We start from the raw sequence: 17045 nt of genomic DNA on the forward strand, positions 1-17045 counted from the left end.
GAATCGCATACTTGCTCCCATTCTGAAACACCTTGGTACTTGTCCATGAGACTGACTACAAAAGGCCGATACGCGGTAACCGCCATGCTTGACTTGGCCTTGCACGCGCAAACTGGGCCGGTGTCCCTGGCCGATATCTCCGAGCGCCAAGGCATTTCCCTGTCCTACCTTGAGCAACTGTTCGCCAAATTGCGCCGCAGCAATCTGGTTTCCAGTGTGCGTGGGCCAGGTGGCGGCTATCAACTGTCCCGCGAGATGCAGGGCATCCAGGTGGCCCAGGTCATCGACGCGGTCAACGAATCCGTCGATGCGACCAAATGCCAGGGCCTGGGTGACTGCCACGCCGGCGACACTTGCCTGACGCATCACTTGTGGTGTGACTTGAGCCTGCAGATCCATGAGTTTTTGAGTGGTATCAGCTTGGCTGATCTTGTGACTCGCCGTGAGGTGCAAGAAGTAGCCCAGCGTCAGGACCAGCGCCGTTGCAACACCAAGGCGCCGCGTCTGGACAAGATTGAAGCGTCCGCCGTCGAGTGACAGCCGAAGAGCTAACGGCACGCCAGCCAGCCTGATTTAGGAGAAAGTCCATGAAATTGCCGATTTACCTTGATTACTCAGCGACCACGCCGGTTGATCCGCGTGTCGCACAAAAGATGAGCGAATGCCTGCTGGTCGACGGAAACTTCGGCAACCCGGCCTCCCGCTCCCACGTTTTCGGCTGGAAAGCCGAGGAAGCGGTGGAGAACGCTCGTCGCCAGGTCGCTGACCTGGTCGGTGCAGACCCGCGCGAAATCGTCTGGACTTCCGGCGCCACCGAATCCGACAACCTGGCAATCAAGGGCGCGGCGCATTTCTACGCGACCAAAGGCAAGCACCTGATCACTACCAAGATTGAGCACAAGGCTGTCCTCGACACCATGCGCCAACTGGAGCGTGAAGGTTTCGAGGTCACTTACCTCGAGCCAACCACCGACGGTATCGTCACCCCGGCCATGATCGAAGCCGCGCTGCGTGAAGACACCATCCTGGTTTCCGTGATCCACGTGAACAACGAAATCGGGACCATCAACGACATCGCGGCCATCGGCGAGCTGACGCGCTCCAAAGGCGTCCTGCTGCACGTCGACGCTGCTCAGTCCACCGGCAAGGTCGACATCGACCTGTCGAAGCTGAAAGTCGACCTGATGTCGTTCTCGGCCCACAAGACCTACGGCCCTAAAGGCATCGGCGCGCTCTACGTGAGCCGTAAGCCCCGCGTACGTATCGAAGCCACCATGCACGGCGGCGGTCACGAGCGCGGCATGCGTTCGGGCACCCTGGCGACCCACCAGATCGTTGGTATGGGCGAAGCTTTCCGTGTGGCCAAGGAAGATATGGCTGCCGAGAACCTGCGCATCAAGGCCCTGAGCGAGCGCTTCTACAAGCAGGTCGAAAACCTTGAAGAGCTGTACATCAACGGCAGCATGACCGCCCGTGTACCGCACAACCTGAACTTGAGCTTCAACTACGTCGAAGGCGAGTCGCTGATCATGGCGCTCAAGGACCTGGCGGTTTCGTCCGGTTCGGCCTGCACCTCGGCCTCCCTTGAACCGTCCTACGTGCTGCGTGCCCTGGGCCGCAACGACGAACTGGCGCACAGCTCGATCCGCTTTACGTTTGGCCGCTTCACCACCGAAGAACAAGTCGACTACGCGGCGCAGAAAGTCTGCGAAGCCGTCAATAAGCTGCGCACTTTGTCGCCGCTGTGGGACATGTACAAAGACGGTGTCGACATTTCCAAGATCGAGTGGGCGGCACACTAACTATAGAAGCCGCCACCCCAGCTCTGTAGGAACGTGGCGGAAAACGCAGGCGTTTCTACAGGGTTACAGAGCGGCCCTGATGAGTGAGGATTCAGTACCATGGCTTACAGCGAAAAGGTCATCGACCACTACGAAAACCCGCGTAACGTCGGCAAGATGAACGCGGAAGACCCAGATGTCGGCACCGGCATGGTCGGCGCTCCGGCGTGCGGCGATGTGATGCGCCTGCAGATCAAGGTCAACGAGGCGGGCGTTATCGAAGACGCCAAGTTCAAGACCTACGGCTGCGGTTCGGCCATCGCCTCCAGCTCCCTGGCGACCGAATGGATGAAAGGCAAGACCCTGGATGAGGCTGTGACGATCAGCAACACCCAGCTGGCCGAAGAACTGGCCCTGCCGCCAGTGAAAATCCACTGCTCCGTACTCGCAGAAGACGCCATTAAGGCGGCCGTTCGCGACTACAAGCAGAAGAAAGGCTTGATCTAAGCATTTGGCGACGAGTAAGGAGTCAACGATGGCTATCAGCATGACAGAAGCGGCTGCACGGCACGTGCGACGCTCCCTGGATGGGCGCGGTAAAGGTGAGGGGATTCGTCTGGGTGTGCGCACCACGGGCTGTTCCGGCCTTGCCTATGTGCTGGAGTTTGTCGACGAGGTGGTTGATGAGGACCAGGTGTTCGAAAGTCACGGCGAGAAAGTGATTATCGACCCTAAAAGCCTCACCTATCTGGACGGCACCGAACTCGATTTCGTCAAGGAAGGGTTGAACGAAGGCTTCAAGTTCAACAACCCCAACGTACGCGGTGAATGTGGCTGCGGCGAAAGCTTCAACATCTGAGGCTATTTGTGGGCACTCCTTGTCATTTCGCTTTATTCGAGCTGCAGCCGAGCTTTCGGCTGGACCTCGAGCAGCTTGCCACGCGCTACCGTGAATTGGCGCGTGGGGTGCATCCGGACCGCTTCGCTGACGCTTCCGAGCGTGAGCAACGCCTGGCGCTGGAACAATCGGCCAGCCTCAACGAAGCCTATCAGACGCTCAAAAGTCCCCCCAAGCGCGCGCGTTACCTGCTCGCGATGAATGGTGGCGAGTTGCCGTTGGAAGTCACGGTGCACGACCCGGACTTCCTGATGCAGCAGATGCAGTGGCGCGAAGAGCTCGAAGACTTGCAGGACGAAGCCGATCTGGCGGGTGTCGCGGTCTTCAAGCGTCGTCTGAAAACCGCCCAGGATGAGCTCAACGAAAGCTTCGCAGCCTGTTGGAATGATGCGGCGCAACGTGAACAGGCCGAACGCCTGATGCGGCGCATGCAGTTCCTCGACAAGCTCTCCTACGAAGTGCGCCAGCTAGAAGAGCGCCTCGACGATTAACCCAGTGCTGCCCGTGATGCACGCCTGATAGACAGATAAGACCTGATTACCATGGCTCTACTGCAAATCGCCGAACCCGGCCAAAGCCCTCAACCGCACCAGCGTCGCCTGGCGGTGGGGATTGACCTGGGCACCACCAATTCCCTGGTCGCTGCCTTGCGCAGCGGCCTGTCCGAGCCGCTGCCCGACGCCGATGGCCAGGTGATCCTGCCGTCCGCTGTGCGTTATCACGCCGATCGCACCGAAGTGGGCGAGTCGGCCAAGCTGGCGGCGTCTACCGACCCCCTGAATACCGTACTGTCGGTCAAACGCTTGATGGGTCGTGGTCTGTCCGACGTCAAGCAGCTGGGCGACCAACTGCCGTACCGCTTTGTCGGTGGCGAGTCCCACATGCCGTTCATCGACACCGTCCAGGGCCCGAAGAGCCCGGTGGAAGTGTCGGCCGATATCCTCAAGGTGCTGCGCCAGCGTGCAGAAACCACCTTGGGCGGCGAGCTGGTCGGGGCGGTGATCACGGTTCCGGCCTATTTCGATGATGCTCAGCGCCAGGCCACCAAGGACGCGGCGAAGCTTGCCGGCCTGAACGTGCTGCGCCTGCTCAACGAGCCGACGGCAGCCGCTGTGGCGTATGGCCTGGACCAGCATGCCGAAGGCCTGGTCGCCATTTACGACCTGGGCGGCGGCACCTTTGATATTTCGATCCTGCGCCTGACTGGCGGTGTCTTCGAAGTACTGGCCACGGGTGGCGATACAGCCCTGGGCGGCGATGACTTCGATCACGCCATCGCGGGCTGGATCATCACCAGTGCCGGCTTGTCCGCCGATCTGGACCCGGGCGCGCAGCGCAACCTGCTGCAAACCGCCTGCGCTGCTAAAGAAGCGCTGACTGATGCTGCATCGGTTGAAGTGTCCTATGGTAGCTGGTCGGCCCAACTGACCCGTGAAGCCTTCGATGCTTTGATCGAGCCGATGGTCGCCCGCAGCCTGAAAGCCTGCCGGCGCGCCGTGCGTGATTCCGGCGTCGAGCTGGAGGACGTAGTCGCCGTGGTCATGGTCGGCGGTTCGACCCGCGTACCACGTGTTCGCGAAGCCGTGGCCGAAGCTTTTGGCCGCCAGCCGCTGACCGAAATCGATCCGGATCAAGTGGTCGCCATCGGTGCGGCGATCCAGGCCGATACCCTGGCCGGCAATAAGCGCGATGGTGGCGAGCTGTTGCTGCTCGACGTGATTCCGTTGTCCCTGGGGCTGGAAACCATGGGCGGCTTGATGGAGAAGGTGATTCCGCGCAACACCACCATCCCTGTCGCCCGCGCCCAGGACTTCACGACCTATAAAGATGGCCAGACGGCCATGATGATTCATGTGCTGCAAGGTGAGCGCGAGCTGATCAGCGACTGTCGCTCACTGGCGCGCTTCGAATTGCGCGGTATCCCTGCCATGGTTGCCGGTGCCGCGAAGATTCGCGTGACCTTCCAGGTCGACGCCGACGGCCTGCTCAGCGTGGCTGCGCGTGAATTGGCGTCAGGCGTCGAAGCGAGCATCCAGGTCAAGCCGTCCTACGGCCTGACTGACGGCGAAATCGCCAAGATGCTCAAGGACTCGTTCCAGTACGCCGGTGACGATAAGGTCGCGCGCGTACTGCGTGAGCAACAAGTGGATGCCCAGCGCCTGCTCGAAGCGGTGCAGGGCGCCCTTGACACCGACGGCGAGCGCCTGCTGGATGCCGAAGAGCGCATGGTCATCGACCTGCAGATGCAGGAACTGGCCGAACTGATGAAAGGCAACGATGGTTACGCCATCGAGCAACAGACCAAGCGCTTGTCGCAGGTGACTGACGCCTTTGCCGCCCGCCGCATGGATCAGACGGTGAAAGCCGCACTGGCCGGGCGCAACCTGAATGAAATCGAGGAATAATCAATGCCGCAGGTCATTTTTCTGCCACACGCCGAGCACTGCCCGGACGGTATGGTTGTTGAGGCTGAGACCGGCAAGTCCATCCTCGAAGTTGCCCATGACAACCACATCGAGATCGAAAGTGCCTGTGGTGGAGTGTGCGCTTGCACCACCTGCCACTGCATCATTCGTGAGGGGTTCAACTCTCTGGAAGAAGCGGACGAGTTGGAAGAGGACTTTCTTGACCGGGCCTGGGGCCTGGAAGCGACTTCTCGCCTAAGCTGTCAGGCAAAGGTCGGAACGGAAGACATCACCGTCGAAATCCCGAAATATTCCCTCAACCATGCGGCCGAAGCGCCGCACTGATTCAAGGAAGTGTCATGAGTCTTAAATGGGTTGATGTGCAAGAAATCGCTATCCTGTTGGCCGACGGCAACCCGGATATGGATCCCTATTCGCTGAACTTTGTTGCTTTGCGTGACATGGTCATGGCCTTGCCAGGTTTTGACGATGAGCGTGATCGCGGTGGCGAAAAGGTTTTGGAAGCTATTCAGACAGCCTGGAAAGAAGAACAGGACTGACGCCTCCCTTACGCAGTTAGGCAATACCCAAGAACCCGCGTATAATTCGCGGGTTTAATTTTTCGTAAATTACCGTTTCTGGAGTTACACCATGGCTGTTCAACGTACTTTCTCCATCATCAAGCCTGACGCTGTTGCAAAAAACGTCATCGGCGAGATCACCACTCGTTTCGAAAAAGCCGGCCTGAAGGTTGTAGCTTCGAAACTCAAGCAACTGTCCAAGGCTGAAGCTGAAGGTTTCTACGCTGAGCACAGCGCTCGTGGCTTCTTCGGCGACCTGGTTGCCTTCATGATCTCCGGTCCTGTCGTTGTTCAGGTTCTGGAAGGCGAAAACGCTATCGCTCTGAACCGCGAACTGATGGGTGCTACCAACCCTAAAGAAGCAGCTGCCGGCACCATCCGTGCTGATTTCGCTGACTCCATCGACGCCAACGCTGTACACGGTTCGGACTCCGAAGCCGCTGCTGCTCGCGAAATCTCGTACTTCTTCGCAGCTACTGAAGTAACCACTCGCTAAGCATTGGCTTAAGAGTGAAGGTGAATCCATGACTACATCGACTGTAAAAACCAACCTGCTGGGTCTGACTCAACAGGAAATGGAAAAATTCTTCGACTCAATCGGGGAGAAGCGTTTCCGTGCCGGTCAGGTAATGAAGTGGATTCACCACTTTGGCGTCGACGATTTCGATGCCATGACGAACGTCAGCAAGGCCCTGCGTGACAAGCTCAAGGCCATTGCCGAGGTCCGTGGTCCGGAAGTTGTCAGCGAGGACATCTCCAGCGACGGCACCCGTAAATGGGTGGTGCGCGTGGCGTCCGGCAGCTGCGTCGAGACCGTATACATTCCCCAGGGCAAACGCGGCACCTTGTGCGTTTCGTCCCAGGCAGGCTGTGCCCTGGATTGCAGTTTCTGCTCCACCGGCAAGCAAGGCTTCAATAGCAACCTCACCGCCGCCGAAGTCATTGGCCAGGTGTGGATTGCCAACAAATCCTTTGGCAGCGTCCCGGCGACCGTCGACCGTGCCATCACCAACGTGGTGATGATGGGCATGGGTGAGCCGCTGCTGAACTTCGACAACGTGGTTGCGGCCATGCACCTGATGATGGACGACCTGGGCTACGGCATCTCCAAGCGCCGTGTGACCCTGTCGACTTCCGGCGTGGTGCCGATGATCGATGAGCTGTCCAAGCACATCGACGTCTCCCTGGCGTTGTCGCTGCACGCACCGAATGACGCATTGCGTAACCAATTGGTGCCGATCAACAAGAAGTATCCGCTTAAGATGCTGCTCGAATCTTGCCAGCGCTATATGTCGTCCCTGGGCGAAAAGCGCGTGCTGACCATCGAGTACACCTTGCTCAAGGACATCAACGACAAGGTCGAACACGCGGTCGAGATGATCGAGTTGCTCAAGAACATCCCGTGCAAGATCAACCTGATTCCGTTCAACCCGTTTCCCCATTCTGGCTACGAGCGGCCGAGCAACAACGCCATCCGCCGTTTCCAGGATCAACTGCACCAGGCGGGCTTCAATGTCACCGTACGTACCACCCGTGGTGAAGACATCGACGCCGCTTGTGGCCAATTGGTAGGACAGGTGCTGGATCGCACCCGTCGCAGCGAACGATATATCGCGGTGCGCGAACTGAGTGCCGCCGACGATATGCCGCAAAGCGCTGCGAATCGAACCTGAGAGAGGATCTCTATGCCCTTGCGCCTTGCGCTGCTCCTGCTGGTTACCGGTCTTGCGGCCGGTTGTGTTTCATCGGGCCATGACAGCCCTTTGCAAACCGGCAAGGGCCGTGAAGAGGCGCGAGCGGCCTATGTTCAGTTGGGCCTGGGTTACCTGCGCCAAGGCATGAGCGAGCAAGCCAAGGTGCCGTTGAGAAAGGCCATAGAGCTGGACCGCGACGATGCCGACGCCAATGCTGCACTGGCCTTGGTGTTCCAGGCCCAGGCCGAGCCTGAACTGGCCGACCAGTATTTCAACAAGGCCCTGGCCTCCCGTCCTGCCGACCCACGGCTGCTGAACAACTACGGCAGCTTTCTGTTCGAGCAGAAACGCTATGACCAGGCTTCTCGTTATTTCCAGCAAGCCAGCGCCGACACCCTCTATCCTGAGCGCTCGCGCGTTTTCGAGAACCTGGGAGTGACCTCCAAGCGCCTCGGCCTGCGCGACAGCGCGCGCCAGCAGTTGGAAAAAGCCCTGCACCTGAACAGTCGCCAGCCACGAGCCTTGCTCGAAATGGCTGAGTTGTCCTACGAAGACAGGCATTATGTGCCGGCACGTGACTATTACGAGCGTTTTAGCCTGCTCAGCGGGCAAAATGCACGTAGTCTATTGCTCGGCGTGCGCCTGGCGACGGTTCATGAAGAACGCGACACGGCCGCACGTTTTGGCCAGCAACTCGAACGACTCTATCCCGGTACCCCGGAATATCAGCAATACCTGTCGGAGCAATGATGAAAGCGGCGCACCCGGAAGTTGTAGCAGCTAATCGCGTAAACCCAGGCGAGACCTTGCGTCAGGCCCGCGAAAGCAATGGTTGGTCGCTGGCAGAAGTGGCCCTCAAGCTCAATTTGACCACCACGTCCCTGGGCAACCTGGAAGCCGGCGCGTTCGACAAGCTGCCTGGGCATACCTTTGCCCGCGGCTATATCCGCGCCTATGCCAAATTGCTGGGCATCGACCAGGCCGTCCTGGTCCAGGAGTTCGACCAGTTCACCGGTACCGACTCCCAGGGCAGCAATGTCCATGGCCTGGGTCGCATCGAAGAGCCGGTGCGGGTTTCCCACACGATCTTGCGTATTGTCAGCCTGTTACTGTTGATCGCCGTCATCGGTGGTGGCTTCCTCTGGTGGCAGGACCAGACTTCCCAGCGCGGCAAGGACCTGGCCAGTAACAGCATGGAGCACGTCGAAGTCGAGAGCGCCGACGGCACCACCCAGATTCACCCGCTCGACGAGCCGGAAGACCAGGCTGTTGTCGAAGGCCAGGCTGCGCCCCAGGTGCCGCCCGCCACCGAGCAACCGATACCGGATGCAGGCACTGCAACCGCTGTAGTACCTGCTCCGGCTACACCGGCCGTTCCAAGTACCCCGGCCGTACCTGCTCATACTCCGGTAGCGCCTGCTGCCCAGGCCCATGCGCCGGCTGTTCCCGCCCAGGCTCCTGCGACTACCGCCCCAGCTGCCCCGGCGGCGCCAGCGATTTCGCCGCCCACCACACCTGCGTTGATCGCGGGTGACGGGCACGTACAAATCACCTTTGTTGCTGATTGCTGGACGCAGCTCACCGATGGCAATGGCAAAGTGCTGTTCAGCGGTCTGAAGCGTAAGGGCGACACGCTCGACCAGGGCGGCAAACCACCTTTGACGCTGCGTCTGGGCTTTGCCCGTGGCGCGCAAGTGGCCTACAACGGCCAGCCTGTGGACGTGGCGCCGTTCACCAGTGGCGAGACCGCTCGCCTGAAGTTGGGACAATAGTCATGCACGGCGAATCTCCAATCAAACGTCGCGTATCGCGCAAGATCTGGGTCGGCTCGGTGCCGGTGGGTGGCGATGCCCCCATCGCAGTACAAAGCATGACCAACAGCGACACCAATGATGTCGCAGCTACCGTCGCCCAGATCAATCGTCTGGAAGCGGCTGGCGTCGACATCGTGCGGGTTTCCGTGCCGGACATGGACGCTGCCGAAGCCTTTGGCCGTATCAAGCAATTGGTCAAGGTGCCGTTGGTTGCCGACATCCACTTCGACTACAGGATCGCGCTACGCGTGGCCGAACTCGGCGTCGATTGCCTGCGCATCAACCCGGGCAACATCGGTCGTGAAGACCGCGTGCGTGCCGTGGTGGATGCTGCCCGTGACCGCGGGATTCCGATCCGTATCGGCGTCAACGCCGGTTCCCTCGAAAAAGACCTGCAAAAGAAATACGGCGAACCCACTCCTGCCGCGTTGGTTGAGTCGGCACTGCGCCACGTTGAGCACCTTGAGCGCCTGAATTTCCAGGACTTCAAGGTCAGCGTAAAGGCGTCCGACGTCTTCATGGCAGTAGAAGCCTACCGCCTGCTGGCCAAGGAAATCGTGCAGCCGCTGCACCTGGGGATCACCGAAGCCGGCGGTTTACGCTCAGGCACAGTGAAATCTGCGGTGGGTCTCGGTATGCTGCTCGCCGAAGGGATTGGCGATACTATCCGCATCTCCCTGGCGGCAGACCCGGTAGAGGAAGTGAAGGTCGGTTACGACATTCTCAAATCCCTGCATTTGCGTTCCCGTGGCATCAACTTCATTGCCTGCCCGAGCTGCTCGCGGCAGAACTTCGACGTGGTGAAAACCATGAACGAACTGGAAGGGCGCCTCGAGGACCTGCTGGTACCGTTGGATGTTGCGGTAATCGGTTGCGTGGTCAACGGCCCGGGTGAAGCCAAGGAAGCCCATATCGGCTTGACCGGCGGCACGCCAAACCTGATCTATATCGACGGTAAGCCGTCGCAGAAGTTGACGAATGACAATCTGGTGGATGAGCTCGAAAGACTGATCCGCCAGAAAGCGGCCGAAAAGGTCGCGGCTGACGCAGCGCTGATCGCGCGCGGCTGATTGAACGAATTTAAGGATTTGATGTGAGCAAGTCTCTGCAAGCCATACGTGGCATGAACGACATCCTGCCGGAGCAGACGCCGCTGTGGCGCTATTTCGAAGGCACTGTCGCGCGCCTGCTGGATAACTACGGTTACAAACAGATCCGCATGCCGATCGTCGAATTCACCGAGCTGTTCAAGCGCTCTATCGGTGAAGTGACCGACATCGTCGAAAAAGAGATGTACACCTTCGAAGACCGCAACGGCGACTCCCTGACCCTGCGTCCGGAAGGGACCGCCGCCTGCGTGCGCGCCGTGCTTGAGCATGGCCTTACCGGCGGTGGCCAGCCGCAGAAACTGTGGTACATCGGCCCGATGTTCCGTCACGAGCGCCCACAGAAAGGCCGTTATCGCCAGTTCCACCAGATCGGCCTGGAGGTGTTCAACCTCGACGGTCCGGACATCGACGCCGAGCTGATCGTGCTGACCTGGCGCCTATGGGGCCTGCTGGGTATCCGCGACGCGGTCAAGCTTGAGCTCAACAGCCTGGGCACCAGCGAATCTCGCGGCCGCTACCGGGTTGCCTTGGTCGAGTACCTGTCCGCCCACCTGGACAAACTTGACGAAGACAGCCAGCGCCGCCTGAAGACCAATCCGCTGCGCGTCCTCGATACCAAGAATGCCGACACGCAAGCCGTACTGGTCGACGCGCCAAAAATGGCCGACTACCTGGACGACGAGTCCCGTACGCACTTCGAGGGCCTCAAGGCTCGCCTGGACGCGGTGGGTATCCCCTACATGATCAACCCGAAACTCGTACGCGGCCTCGATTACTACAGCAAGACCGTATTCGAGTGGGTCACTGACAAGCTCGGCGCCCAGGGCACCGTGTGCGCCGGTGGCCGTTACGACGGCCTGGTCGAGCAGATGGGCGGCAAGCCGACCACTGGCGTGGGGTTTGCCATGGGCATCGAGCGCCTGATCCTGTTGCTCGAAACCCTGGAACAGGTCCCGGAAGAAATCTCCCGTCAGGTGGACGTGTACCTGTGCGCCTTCGGCGAGGCCGCCGAACTGGCTGCCCTGGCCCTGAGCGAAAAAGTGCGCGACCAGTTGCCGAACCTGCGCCTGCAGGTCAATGCCGGCGCGGGCAGCTTCAAGAGCCAGTTCAAGAAGGCTGACAAGAGCGGTGCGCTGTATGCACTGATCCTCGGCGATGACGAACTGGCCCAGCAAGTGATAGGTTTCAAACCCCTGCGTGGCCAGGGTGAGCAACAGAACATTGCCTTCGATGCGCTCGCCGCGCACTTGGCCACCTGCGTCGTGCAGGGTTGAAGCTGTCGAACAGCCGAATTTAGCGATTAAGGAGTATTGGGGTGTCGAGTACTGATGATGAGCAGTTGGCCGAGTTCAAGGACTGGTGGCAGCGTAACGGCAAGCCCCTGGTTACCGGTGGCCTGCTGGCTTTAGTGGTGGTGTTCGGCTGGCAAGCCTGGCACAAGTATCAGGCCAACCAATCCCAAGGCGCCTCGATCCTCTATCAGCAATTGCTGGAAACCACCCTTACGCCGGACGGCAAGCCCGATCCTGCACAGGTGGCTGACCTGGCAAGCAAGCTGAAGAACGAATTTGGCGGCAGTACCTACGCTCAATACGGCAGCCTGTTCGTCGCGAAAGTCGCGGTCGATACCGGCAAGCTGGACGATGCAGCCGCTGAACTGAAGGCCGTCGCCGACAAGCCGACCAACCCGACCCTGGGTGAAATCGCACGTCAGCGCCTGGCCCAGGTATTGGCGGCACAGAACAAGGCCGACGAAGCACTCAAACTGCTCGACGGCGATGCTGACAAGGCATTTGTAGCCACTCGCGAAGAGCTCAAGGGGGACCTGTTGGTCCAATTGGGTCGTACCGACGAAGCCAATGCTGCGTACCAAAAAGCCAAGGCGGCGCTGTCTGATGAAGCGGCGGTCGGTGGCTTACAAATCAAGCTCGACGACTTGGCCAAAGGGGATGCGTGACGTGATCCGTTGGAAACATGCAGCATTGCTGGCTCTGGCCGTTCTGGCCGCGGGTTGCAGCAGCAACAGTAAAAAAGAACTGCCTCCGGCCGAGCTGACCAGCTTCAAGGAAGAAGTCGTCCTGCAAAAGCAATGGAGCCGCTCCATCGGTGACGGCCAGGGCGAAACCTACAACATGTTGGTACCGGCAATCGACGGTGACAACATTGTGGCGGCTGACGTGACCGGCGTGGTGATCTCCATGGATCGCATGAACGGCGACGTGAAATGGAAGAAAGACCTGGAACTGCCTGTGTCCGGCGCTGTAGGCGTGGGTTACGGTCTGGTGATGCTCGGCACGCTCAAGGGCGAAGTCGTGGCGCTGGACTCCAGCACCGGTGAAGAGAAATGGCGCGCTCGCGTGACCAGTGAAGTCCTCGCACCGCCTGCTACCAACGGCGATATCGTCGTGGTGCAAACCCAGGACGACCGTGTGATTGGCCTCGACGCCAGCACCGGCGCACAGCGCTGGTTGTATGACAGCACCCCTGCGGTGTTGACCCTACGCGGTACCAGTGGTCCGGTTGTGACCAACAATCTGGCCGTTGCAGGCCTGTCGACCGGTAAAGTGGTCGCCCTGGACACCCAGAATGGCGTACCTGCGTGGGAAACCCGCGTGGCTATCCCGCAAGGTCGTTCCGAGCTGGATCGCGTCGTGGACATCGACGGCGGCTTGCTGCTGTCGGGTGAAACCCTCTACGTCGCCACTTACCAGGGCCGCGTTGCCGCGCTGGACCTTCAGAGCGGTCGCATCAACTGGCAGCGTGATGCTTCCAGCTACGCGGGTGTCGCCCAAGGGTTTGGCAGCGTCTACGTAAGCCTGGCGTCCGGTACTGTTGAAAGTGTCGACGAGCGTTCCACCACTGCGCTGTGGAGCAATGACTCCCTGGCTCGCCGTCAACTGTCGGCACCGGAAGTGTTCTCCAGCTATGTAGCGGTAGGCGATTTCGAAGGTTACCTGCACCTGCTGAGCCAGGTGGACGGTCGCTTTGTAGGTCGTGAGCGTATCGACAGCGATGGCCTGCGTGCCCGTCCGCTGGTCGTGGGTAACATGCTTTATGTGTTTGGCAACAGCGGCAAGCTGGAAGCCCTGACCATCAAGTAAAGGTTTGACTATGCTTGGGGTTACCCCCAGGCGGCCCTGCTTCGGCGGGGCATGCGGCATCTGAATATGCCGCCCCGAGCACCAGCCGCTGCCTTGCAGCGGCTTTTGTATTTTCTGAAATAACGAAGTGGAGAGCCGCATGGTTCCCGTAATCGCCCTGGTGGGCCGACCTAACGTCGGCAAGTCCACCTTGTTCAACCGCCTGACCAGGACTCGCGACGCCATCGTCGGCGACTTGTCTGGTCTGACCCGTGATCGCCAATACGGTGAGGCAAAGTGGCAAGGGCGCTCCTACATTATTGTCGACACCGGTGGTATCTCCGGTGACGAGCATGGCATGGACGAAAAGATGGCCGAGCAGTCGCTGCTGGCCATTGAAGAAGCCGATGTGGTGCTGTTCCTGGTGGATGCCCGTGCGGGCTACACCGCTGCCGACCAGATGATTGGCGAGCACCTGCGCAAGCGCAACAAGCGTTCCTACGTGGTCGCCAACAAGATCGACAACATCGATCCTGAAATGGCCCGCGCCGAATTCAGCCCAATGGGCCTGGGCGACGCGATCCCGATCGCGGGTGCCCACGGTCGCGGTATCACCCAGATGCTGGAAATCGCCCTGCGCGATTTTCCTAAGGATGACGCCGAGGAAGAAGAGGGCGAAGAAGAGATCGTCGCCGAAGGTGAGGAAGCCAAGCGCATTCCTGGCCCGAGTGAAAAAGACGGTATCAAGATCGCCATCATCGGCCGCCCGAACGTCGGCAAGTCGACCCTGGTCAACCGCATGCTCGGTGAAGACCGGGTTATCGTCTACGACCAGCCCGGTACCACCCGCGACAGTATCTACATCCCGTTCGAGCGTAATGACGAGAAGTACACCCTGATCGACACCGCGGGTGTGCGCAAGCGCGGCAAGATCCACGAGGAAGTCGAAAAGTTCTCGGTGGTGAAAACCCTGCAGGCGATCAAAGACGCCAACGTGGTGATCTTCGTGATGGACGCCCGCGAAGGCGTGGTGGATCACGATCTCAACCTGCTGGGCTTCGCCCTGGAAGCCGGTCGGGCACTGGTGATCGCGATCAACAAGTGGGACGGCATGACGCCGAGCGAGCGCGATTTCGTCAAGATCGAGCTGCAACGTCGGCTGTTCTTCGTGGAGTTCGCCGATATCCACTTTATCTCGGCCCTGCACGGCACAGGCGTGGGTAACCTCTACGCCTCGGTACAGAACTCGTTCAAGTCCGCGGTCACCCGTTGGCCAACCAACCGCCTGACCCAGATCCTGGAAGATGCTGTTGGCGAGCACGCGCCGCCGATGGTCAACAACCGCCGGATCAAATTGCGTTACGCCCACTTGGGTGGTGCCAACCCGCCGATTATCGTGATCCACGGTAACCAGATCGAGAAGGTGCCGAAGTCCTACGTGCGTTACCTGGAAAACACCTACCGCCGTGTCTTGAAGCTGGTCGGTACGCCGATCCGCATCGAGTTCAAGGGTGGCGAGAACCCATACGAAGGCAACAAGAACACACTGACCGACCGTCAGGTGAACAAGAAGCGTCGTTTGATGACTCACCACAAGAAGGCCGACAAGAAGCGCCGCGACAAGCGCTGATTTCGTCGTCGAAAAAAAGGGCTCTCGACGAGCCCTTTTTTGTGCGCGCAGGTTTGAGCCTTGACCCCATGAGGCTGGCAGCTTAAAACTTGAGGCTCACCTGCAGGGGCCTCCGATGATCAACAGCAAGCTGCCAAATGTCGGCACGACCATTTTCACCACCATGTCGCAACTCGCTGCCGAAACTGGCGCGCTCAACCTGTCCCAGGGCTTTCCCGATTTCAATGGCCCCCAGGCTTTGCTCGATGCCGTGGGCAAACACGTTGCCAGTGGCCACAACCAATACGCACCCATGACCGGCCTGCCGGGCCTGCGTCAGCAAGTGGCGGCCAAAATCGCCCGCAGTTATGGCGCCACGGTCAACGCCGACAGTGAAGTGACCATCACCCCAGGCGCCACGGCGGCCATCTTCTGCGCGATCCAGGCGGTGATTCGCAGCGGCGACGAAGTCATCGTGTTCGACCCGTGCTACGACAGCTATGAACCTTCGGTCGAGCTGGCCGGTGGTCGCTGCGTGCATGTGCAACTGAACCTGAAAGACTTCACCCTCGACTTTGAAAAGATCCAGGCTGTGCTGTCGCCCCGCACGCGCATGATCATCCTTAACACACCGCACAACCCCACTGGCGCGCTGATCAGCCGTGCCGAGCTGGACCTGTTGGCAGCACTGATCCGCGACCGCGATATCTACCTGGTCAGCGATGAGGTCTACGAGCACCTGGTGTTCGATGGCGTGCCCCACATCAGTGTGCTGGCCCACGAAGAGCTGTACTCGCGTGCTTTCGTGGTCAGCTCCTTTGGCAAGACCTACCACGTCACCGGCTGGAAAACCGGCTATGTGGTCGCCCCCCCGGCCCTGACGGCCGAACTGCGCAAGGTGCATCAATACGTCAATTTTTGTGGCGTCACCCCGTTGCAATACGCGCTGGCCGACTTCATGGCTGAACACCCGGAGCACGTCGACGAACTGCCAGCGTTCTACCAGGCCAAGCGCGATCTGTTCTGCGACCTGCTGGCAGCGTCCCGATTCAGCTTTACCCGCGTCACCGGTACCTACTTCCAGCTGGTGGATTACTCCCGTATTCGTCCTGACCTGGATGACGTCGCCATGTCCCTGTGGATGACCCGCGAACACGGCGTGGCAACCATCCCTGTCTCGGTGTTCTACCAGAACCCACCCCAAGGCCAGCGCCTGGTGCGCCTGTGCTTTGCCAAACGCGAGGAGACGCTGCGGCAAGCAGCCGAAAAACTATGCGTGATCTGACTGTATTACCGAACCTGAATATCGCCCTGGTCCAGACCACCCTGGCCTGGCACGATCGCCAGGCGAACCTTGAGCATTTTGATCTGCTGCTGGAACAGGCACGGGGCGCCGACCTGATAGTGCTGCCGGAGATGTTCACCACCGGTTTCTCCATGGACTCACAAACCCTCGCCGAGCCGGAAAACGGCCCCACCCATCACTGGATGCAGGCCCAGGCGGCAAAATACAGTGCGGTGATCACTGGCAGCGTGATCATCCAGGCCGCCGATGGCAGCCACCGCAACCGTCTGTTATGGGCGCGGCCGGATGGCGAGGTGTTGCACTACGACAAGCGCCACTTGTTCCGCATGGCCGGCGAACACCATCACTACACGCCCGGCGAGCGCCAGGTGCAGTTCGAGCTGAAGGGGTGGCGGGTTCGTCCGTTGATTTGCTACGACCTGCGCTTCCCGGTGTGGAGCCGCGATGCCCAGGACACCGACCTGTTGCTGTACACCGCCAACTGGCCGGGAGCGCGGCGTCTGCACTGGAACCGGTTGTTGCCGGCGCGGGCGATCGAGAACCTGTGTTACGTGGCGGCGGTGAATCGGGTGGGTACGGATGGAAAGGGTTTCGCTTATACCGGCGACAGCCAGGTCCTGGACTTCCAGGGTGAGACCTTGCTGAGCGCAGGGGAGGCGGACGGGGTGTTCCAGGTGTGCCTCGATGCAGCTGAACTGGCGGCTTACCGCACGCGGTTTCCGGCGAACCTGGATGCCGATACCTTTCAGTTGGTCTGATAGACCGCTA

General features: G+C 60.0%; 19 protein-coding genes. All 19 read left to right on the forward strand.

The window, feature by feature from the left end:
• The first annotated feature begins 45 nt into the window (after positions 1-45).
• Entirely contained in the window at positions 46-537 is a 492-nt protein-coding gene (iscR, locus tag ACODSV_RS10260) for a Fe-S cluster assembly transcriptional regulator IscR (RefSeq protein ID WP_003238451.1), read from the forward strand.
• Positions 538-587: 50 nt separating this feature from the next.
• Positions 588-1802 (forward strand): IscS subfamily cysteine desulfurase, encoded by a 1215-nt coding sequence (locus ACODSV_RS10265; RefSeq protein WP_024077296.1) that lies wholly within the window; start codon positions 588-590, stop codon positions 1800-1802.
• Positions 1803-1901: 99 nt separating this feature from the next.
• The gene (gene iscU / locus ACODSV_RS10270) at positions 1902-2288 is read left to right on the forward strand and encodes a Fe-S cluster assembly scaffold IscU (RefSeq protein ID WP_003209682.1); all 387 of its coding nucleotides are present in this window, start codon (positions 1902-1904) and stop codon (positions 2286-2288) included.
• A gap of 28 nt (positions 2289-2316) precedes the next feature.
• Positions 2317-2640 (forward strand): iron-sulfur cluster assembly protein IscA, encoded by a 324-nt coding sequence (iscA, locus tag ACODSV_RS10275; protein WP_024077295.1) that lies wholly within the window; start codon positions 2317-2319, stop codon positions 2638-2640.
• Between the two features lie 8 nt (positions 2641-2648).
• Positions 2649-3170: a co-chaperone HscB gene (hscB, locus tag ACODSV_RS10280; RefSeq protein WP_024077294.1), complete on the forward strand. Its 522-nt coding sequence runs from the start codon at positions 2649-2651 to the stop codon at positions 3168-3170.
• A gap of 51 nt (positions 3171-3221) precedes the next feature.
• The gene (gene hscA, locus ACODSV_RS10285; protein ID WP_150054318.1) at positions 3222-5084 is read left to right on the forward strand and encodes a Fe-S protein assembly chaperone HscA; all 1863 of its coding nucleotides are present in this window, start codon (positions 3222-3224) and stop codon (positions 5082-5084) included.
• 3 nt (positions 5085-5087) lie between these two features.
• The gene (gene fdx, locus ACODSV_RS10290; protein ID WP_003175958.1) at positions 5088-5429 is read left to right on the forward strand and encodes an ISC system 2Fe-2S type ferredoxin; all 342 of its coding nucleotides are present in this window, start codon (positions 5088-5090) and stop codon (positions 5427-5429) included.
• A gap of 14 nt (positions 5430-5443) precedes the next feature.
• On the forward strand, positions 5444-5644 hold the full coding sequence (gene iscX / locus ACODSV_RS10295) for a Fe-S cluster assembly protein IscX (RefSeq protein WP_017846180.1): 201 nt from the start codon (positions 5444-5446) through the stop codon (positions 5642-5644).
• A 91-nt stretch (positions 5645-5735) separates the two neighbouring features.
• Positions 5736-6161: a nucleoside-diphosphate kinase gene (gene ndk / locus ACODSV_RS10300; protein WP_017846179.1), complete on the forward strand. Its 426-nt coding sequence runs from the start codon at positions 5736-5738 to the stop codon at positions 6159-6161.
• A gap of 28 nt (positions 6162-6189) precedes the next feature.
• Positions 6190-7338, forward strand: a complete 1149-nt coding sequence (gene rlmN, locus ACODSV_RS10305) for a dual-specificity RNA methyltransferase RlmN (RefSeq protein WP_102624575.1) — start codon at positions 6190-6192, stop codon at positions 7336-7338.
• A gap of 12 nt (positions 7339-7350) precedes the next feature.
• Positions 7351-8109 (forward strand): type IV pilus biogenesis/stability protein PilW, encoded by a 759-nt coding sequence (pilW, locus tag ACODSV_RS10310; RefSeq protein ID WP_024077291.1) that lies wholly within the window; start codon positions 7351-7353, stop codon positions 8107-8109.
• Positions 8109-9131: a RodZ domain-containing protein gene (locus ACODSV_RS10315; protein WP_024077290.1), complete on the forward strand. Its 1023-nt coding sequence runs from the start codon at positions 8109-8111 to the stop codon at positions 9129-9131. The genes pilW and ACODSV_RS10315 overlap by 1 nt, the downstream gene beginning before the upstream one ends.
• Before the next feature lie 2 nt (positions 9132-9133).
• Complete coding sequence (gene ispG / locus ACODSV_RS10320; RefSeq protein WP_024077289.1) at positions 9134-10243, forward strand: flavodoxin-dependent (E)-4-hydroxy-3-methylbut-2-enyl-diphosphate synthase; 1110 nt, start codon at positions 9134-9136, stop codon at positions 10241-10243.
• A 23-nt stretch (positions 10244-10266) separates the two neighbouring features.
• Positions 10267-11556, forward strand: a complete 1290-nt coding sequence (hisS, locus tag ACODSV_RS10325; protein ID WP_150095177.1) for a histidine--tRNA ligase — start codon at positions 10267-10269, stop codon at positions 11554-11556.
• A 41-nt stretch (positions 11557-11597) separates the two neighbouring features.
• Entirely contained in the window at positions 11598-12239 is a 642-nt protein-coding gene (locus ACODSV_RS10330; RefSeq protein ID WP_024077287.1) for a YfgM family protein, read from the forward strand.
• Positions 12232-13383 carry an outer membrane protein assembly factor BamB gene (gene bamB, locus ACODSV_RS10335; RefSeq protein WP_024077286.1) on the forward strand — a complete coding sequence of 384 codons (1152 nt, stop codon included), beginning with the start codon at positions 12232-12234 and terminating at the stop codon, positions 13381-13383. The genes ACODSV_RS10330 and bamB overlap by 8 nt, the downstream gene beginning before the upstream one ends.
• A 139-nt stretch (positions 13384-13522) precedes the next feature.
• Complete coding sequence (gene der, locus ACODSV_RS10340; RefSeq protein WP_041161016.1) at positions 13523-14992, forward strand: ribosome biogenesis GTPase Der; 1470 nt, start codon at positions 13523-13525, stop codon at positions 14990-14992.
• A 115-nt stretch (positions 14993-15107) separates the two neighbouring features.
• Positions 15108-16256: a pyridoxal phosphate-dependent aminotransferase gene (locus ACODSV_RS10345; protein WP_150054316.1), complete on the forward strand. Its 1149-nt coding sequence runs from the start codon at positions 15108-15110 to the stop codon at positions 16254-16256.
• Entirely contained in the window at positions 16244-17035 is a 792-nt protein-coding gene (locus ACODSV_RS10350; protein ID WP_150054315.1) for an amidohydrolase, read from the forward strand. The genes ACODSV_RS10345 and ACODSV_RS10350 overlap by 13 nt, the downstream gene beginning before the upstream one ends.
• Positions 17036-17045 lie beyond the last annotated feature (10 nt).

The sequence above is a fragment of the Pseudomonas sp. FG86 genome (assembly GCF_057808775.1).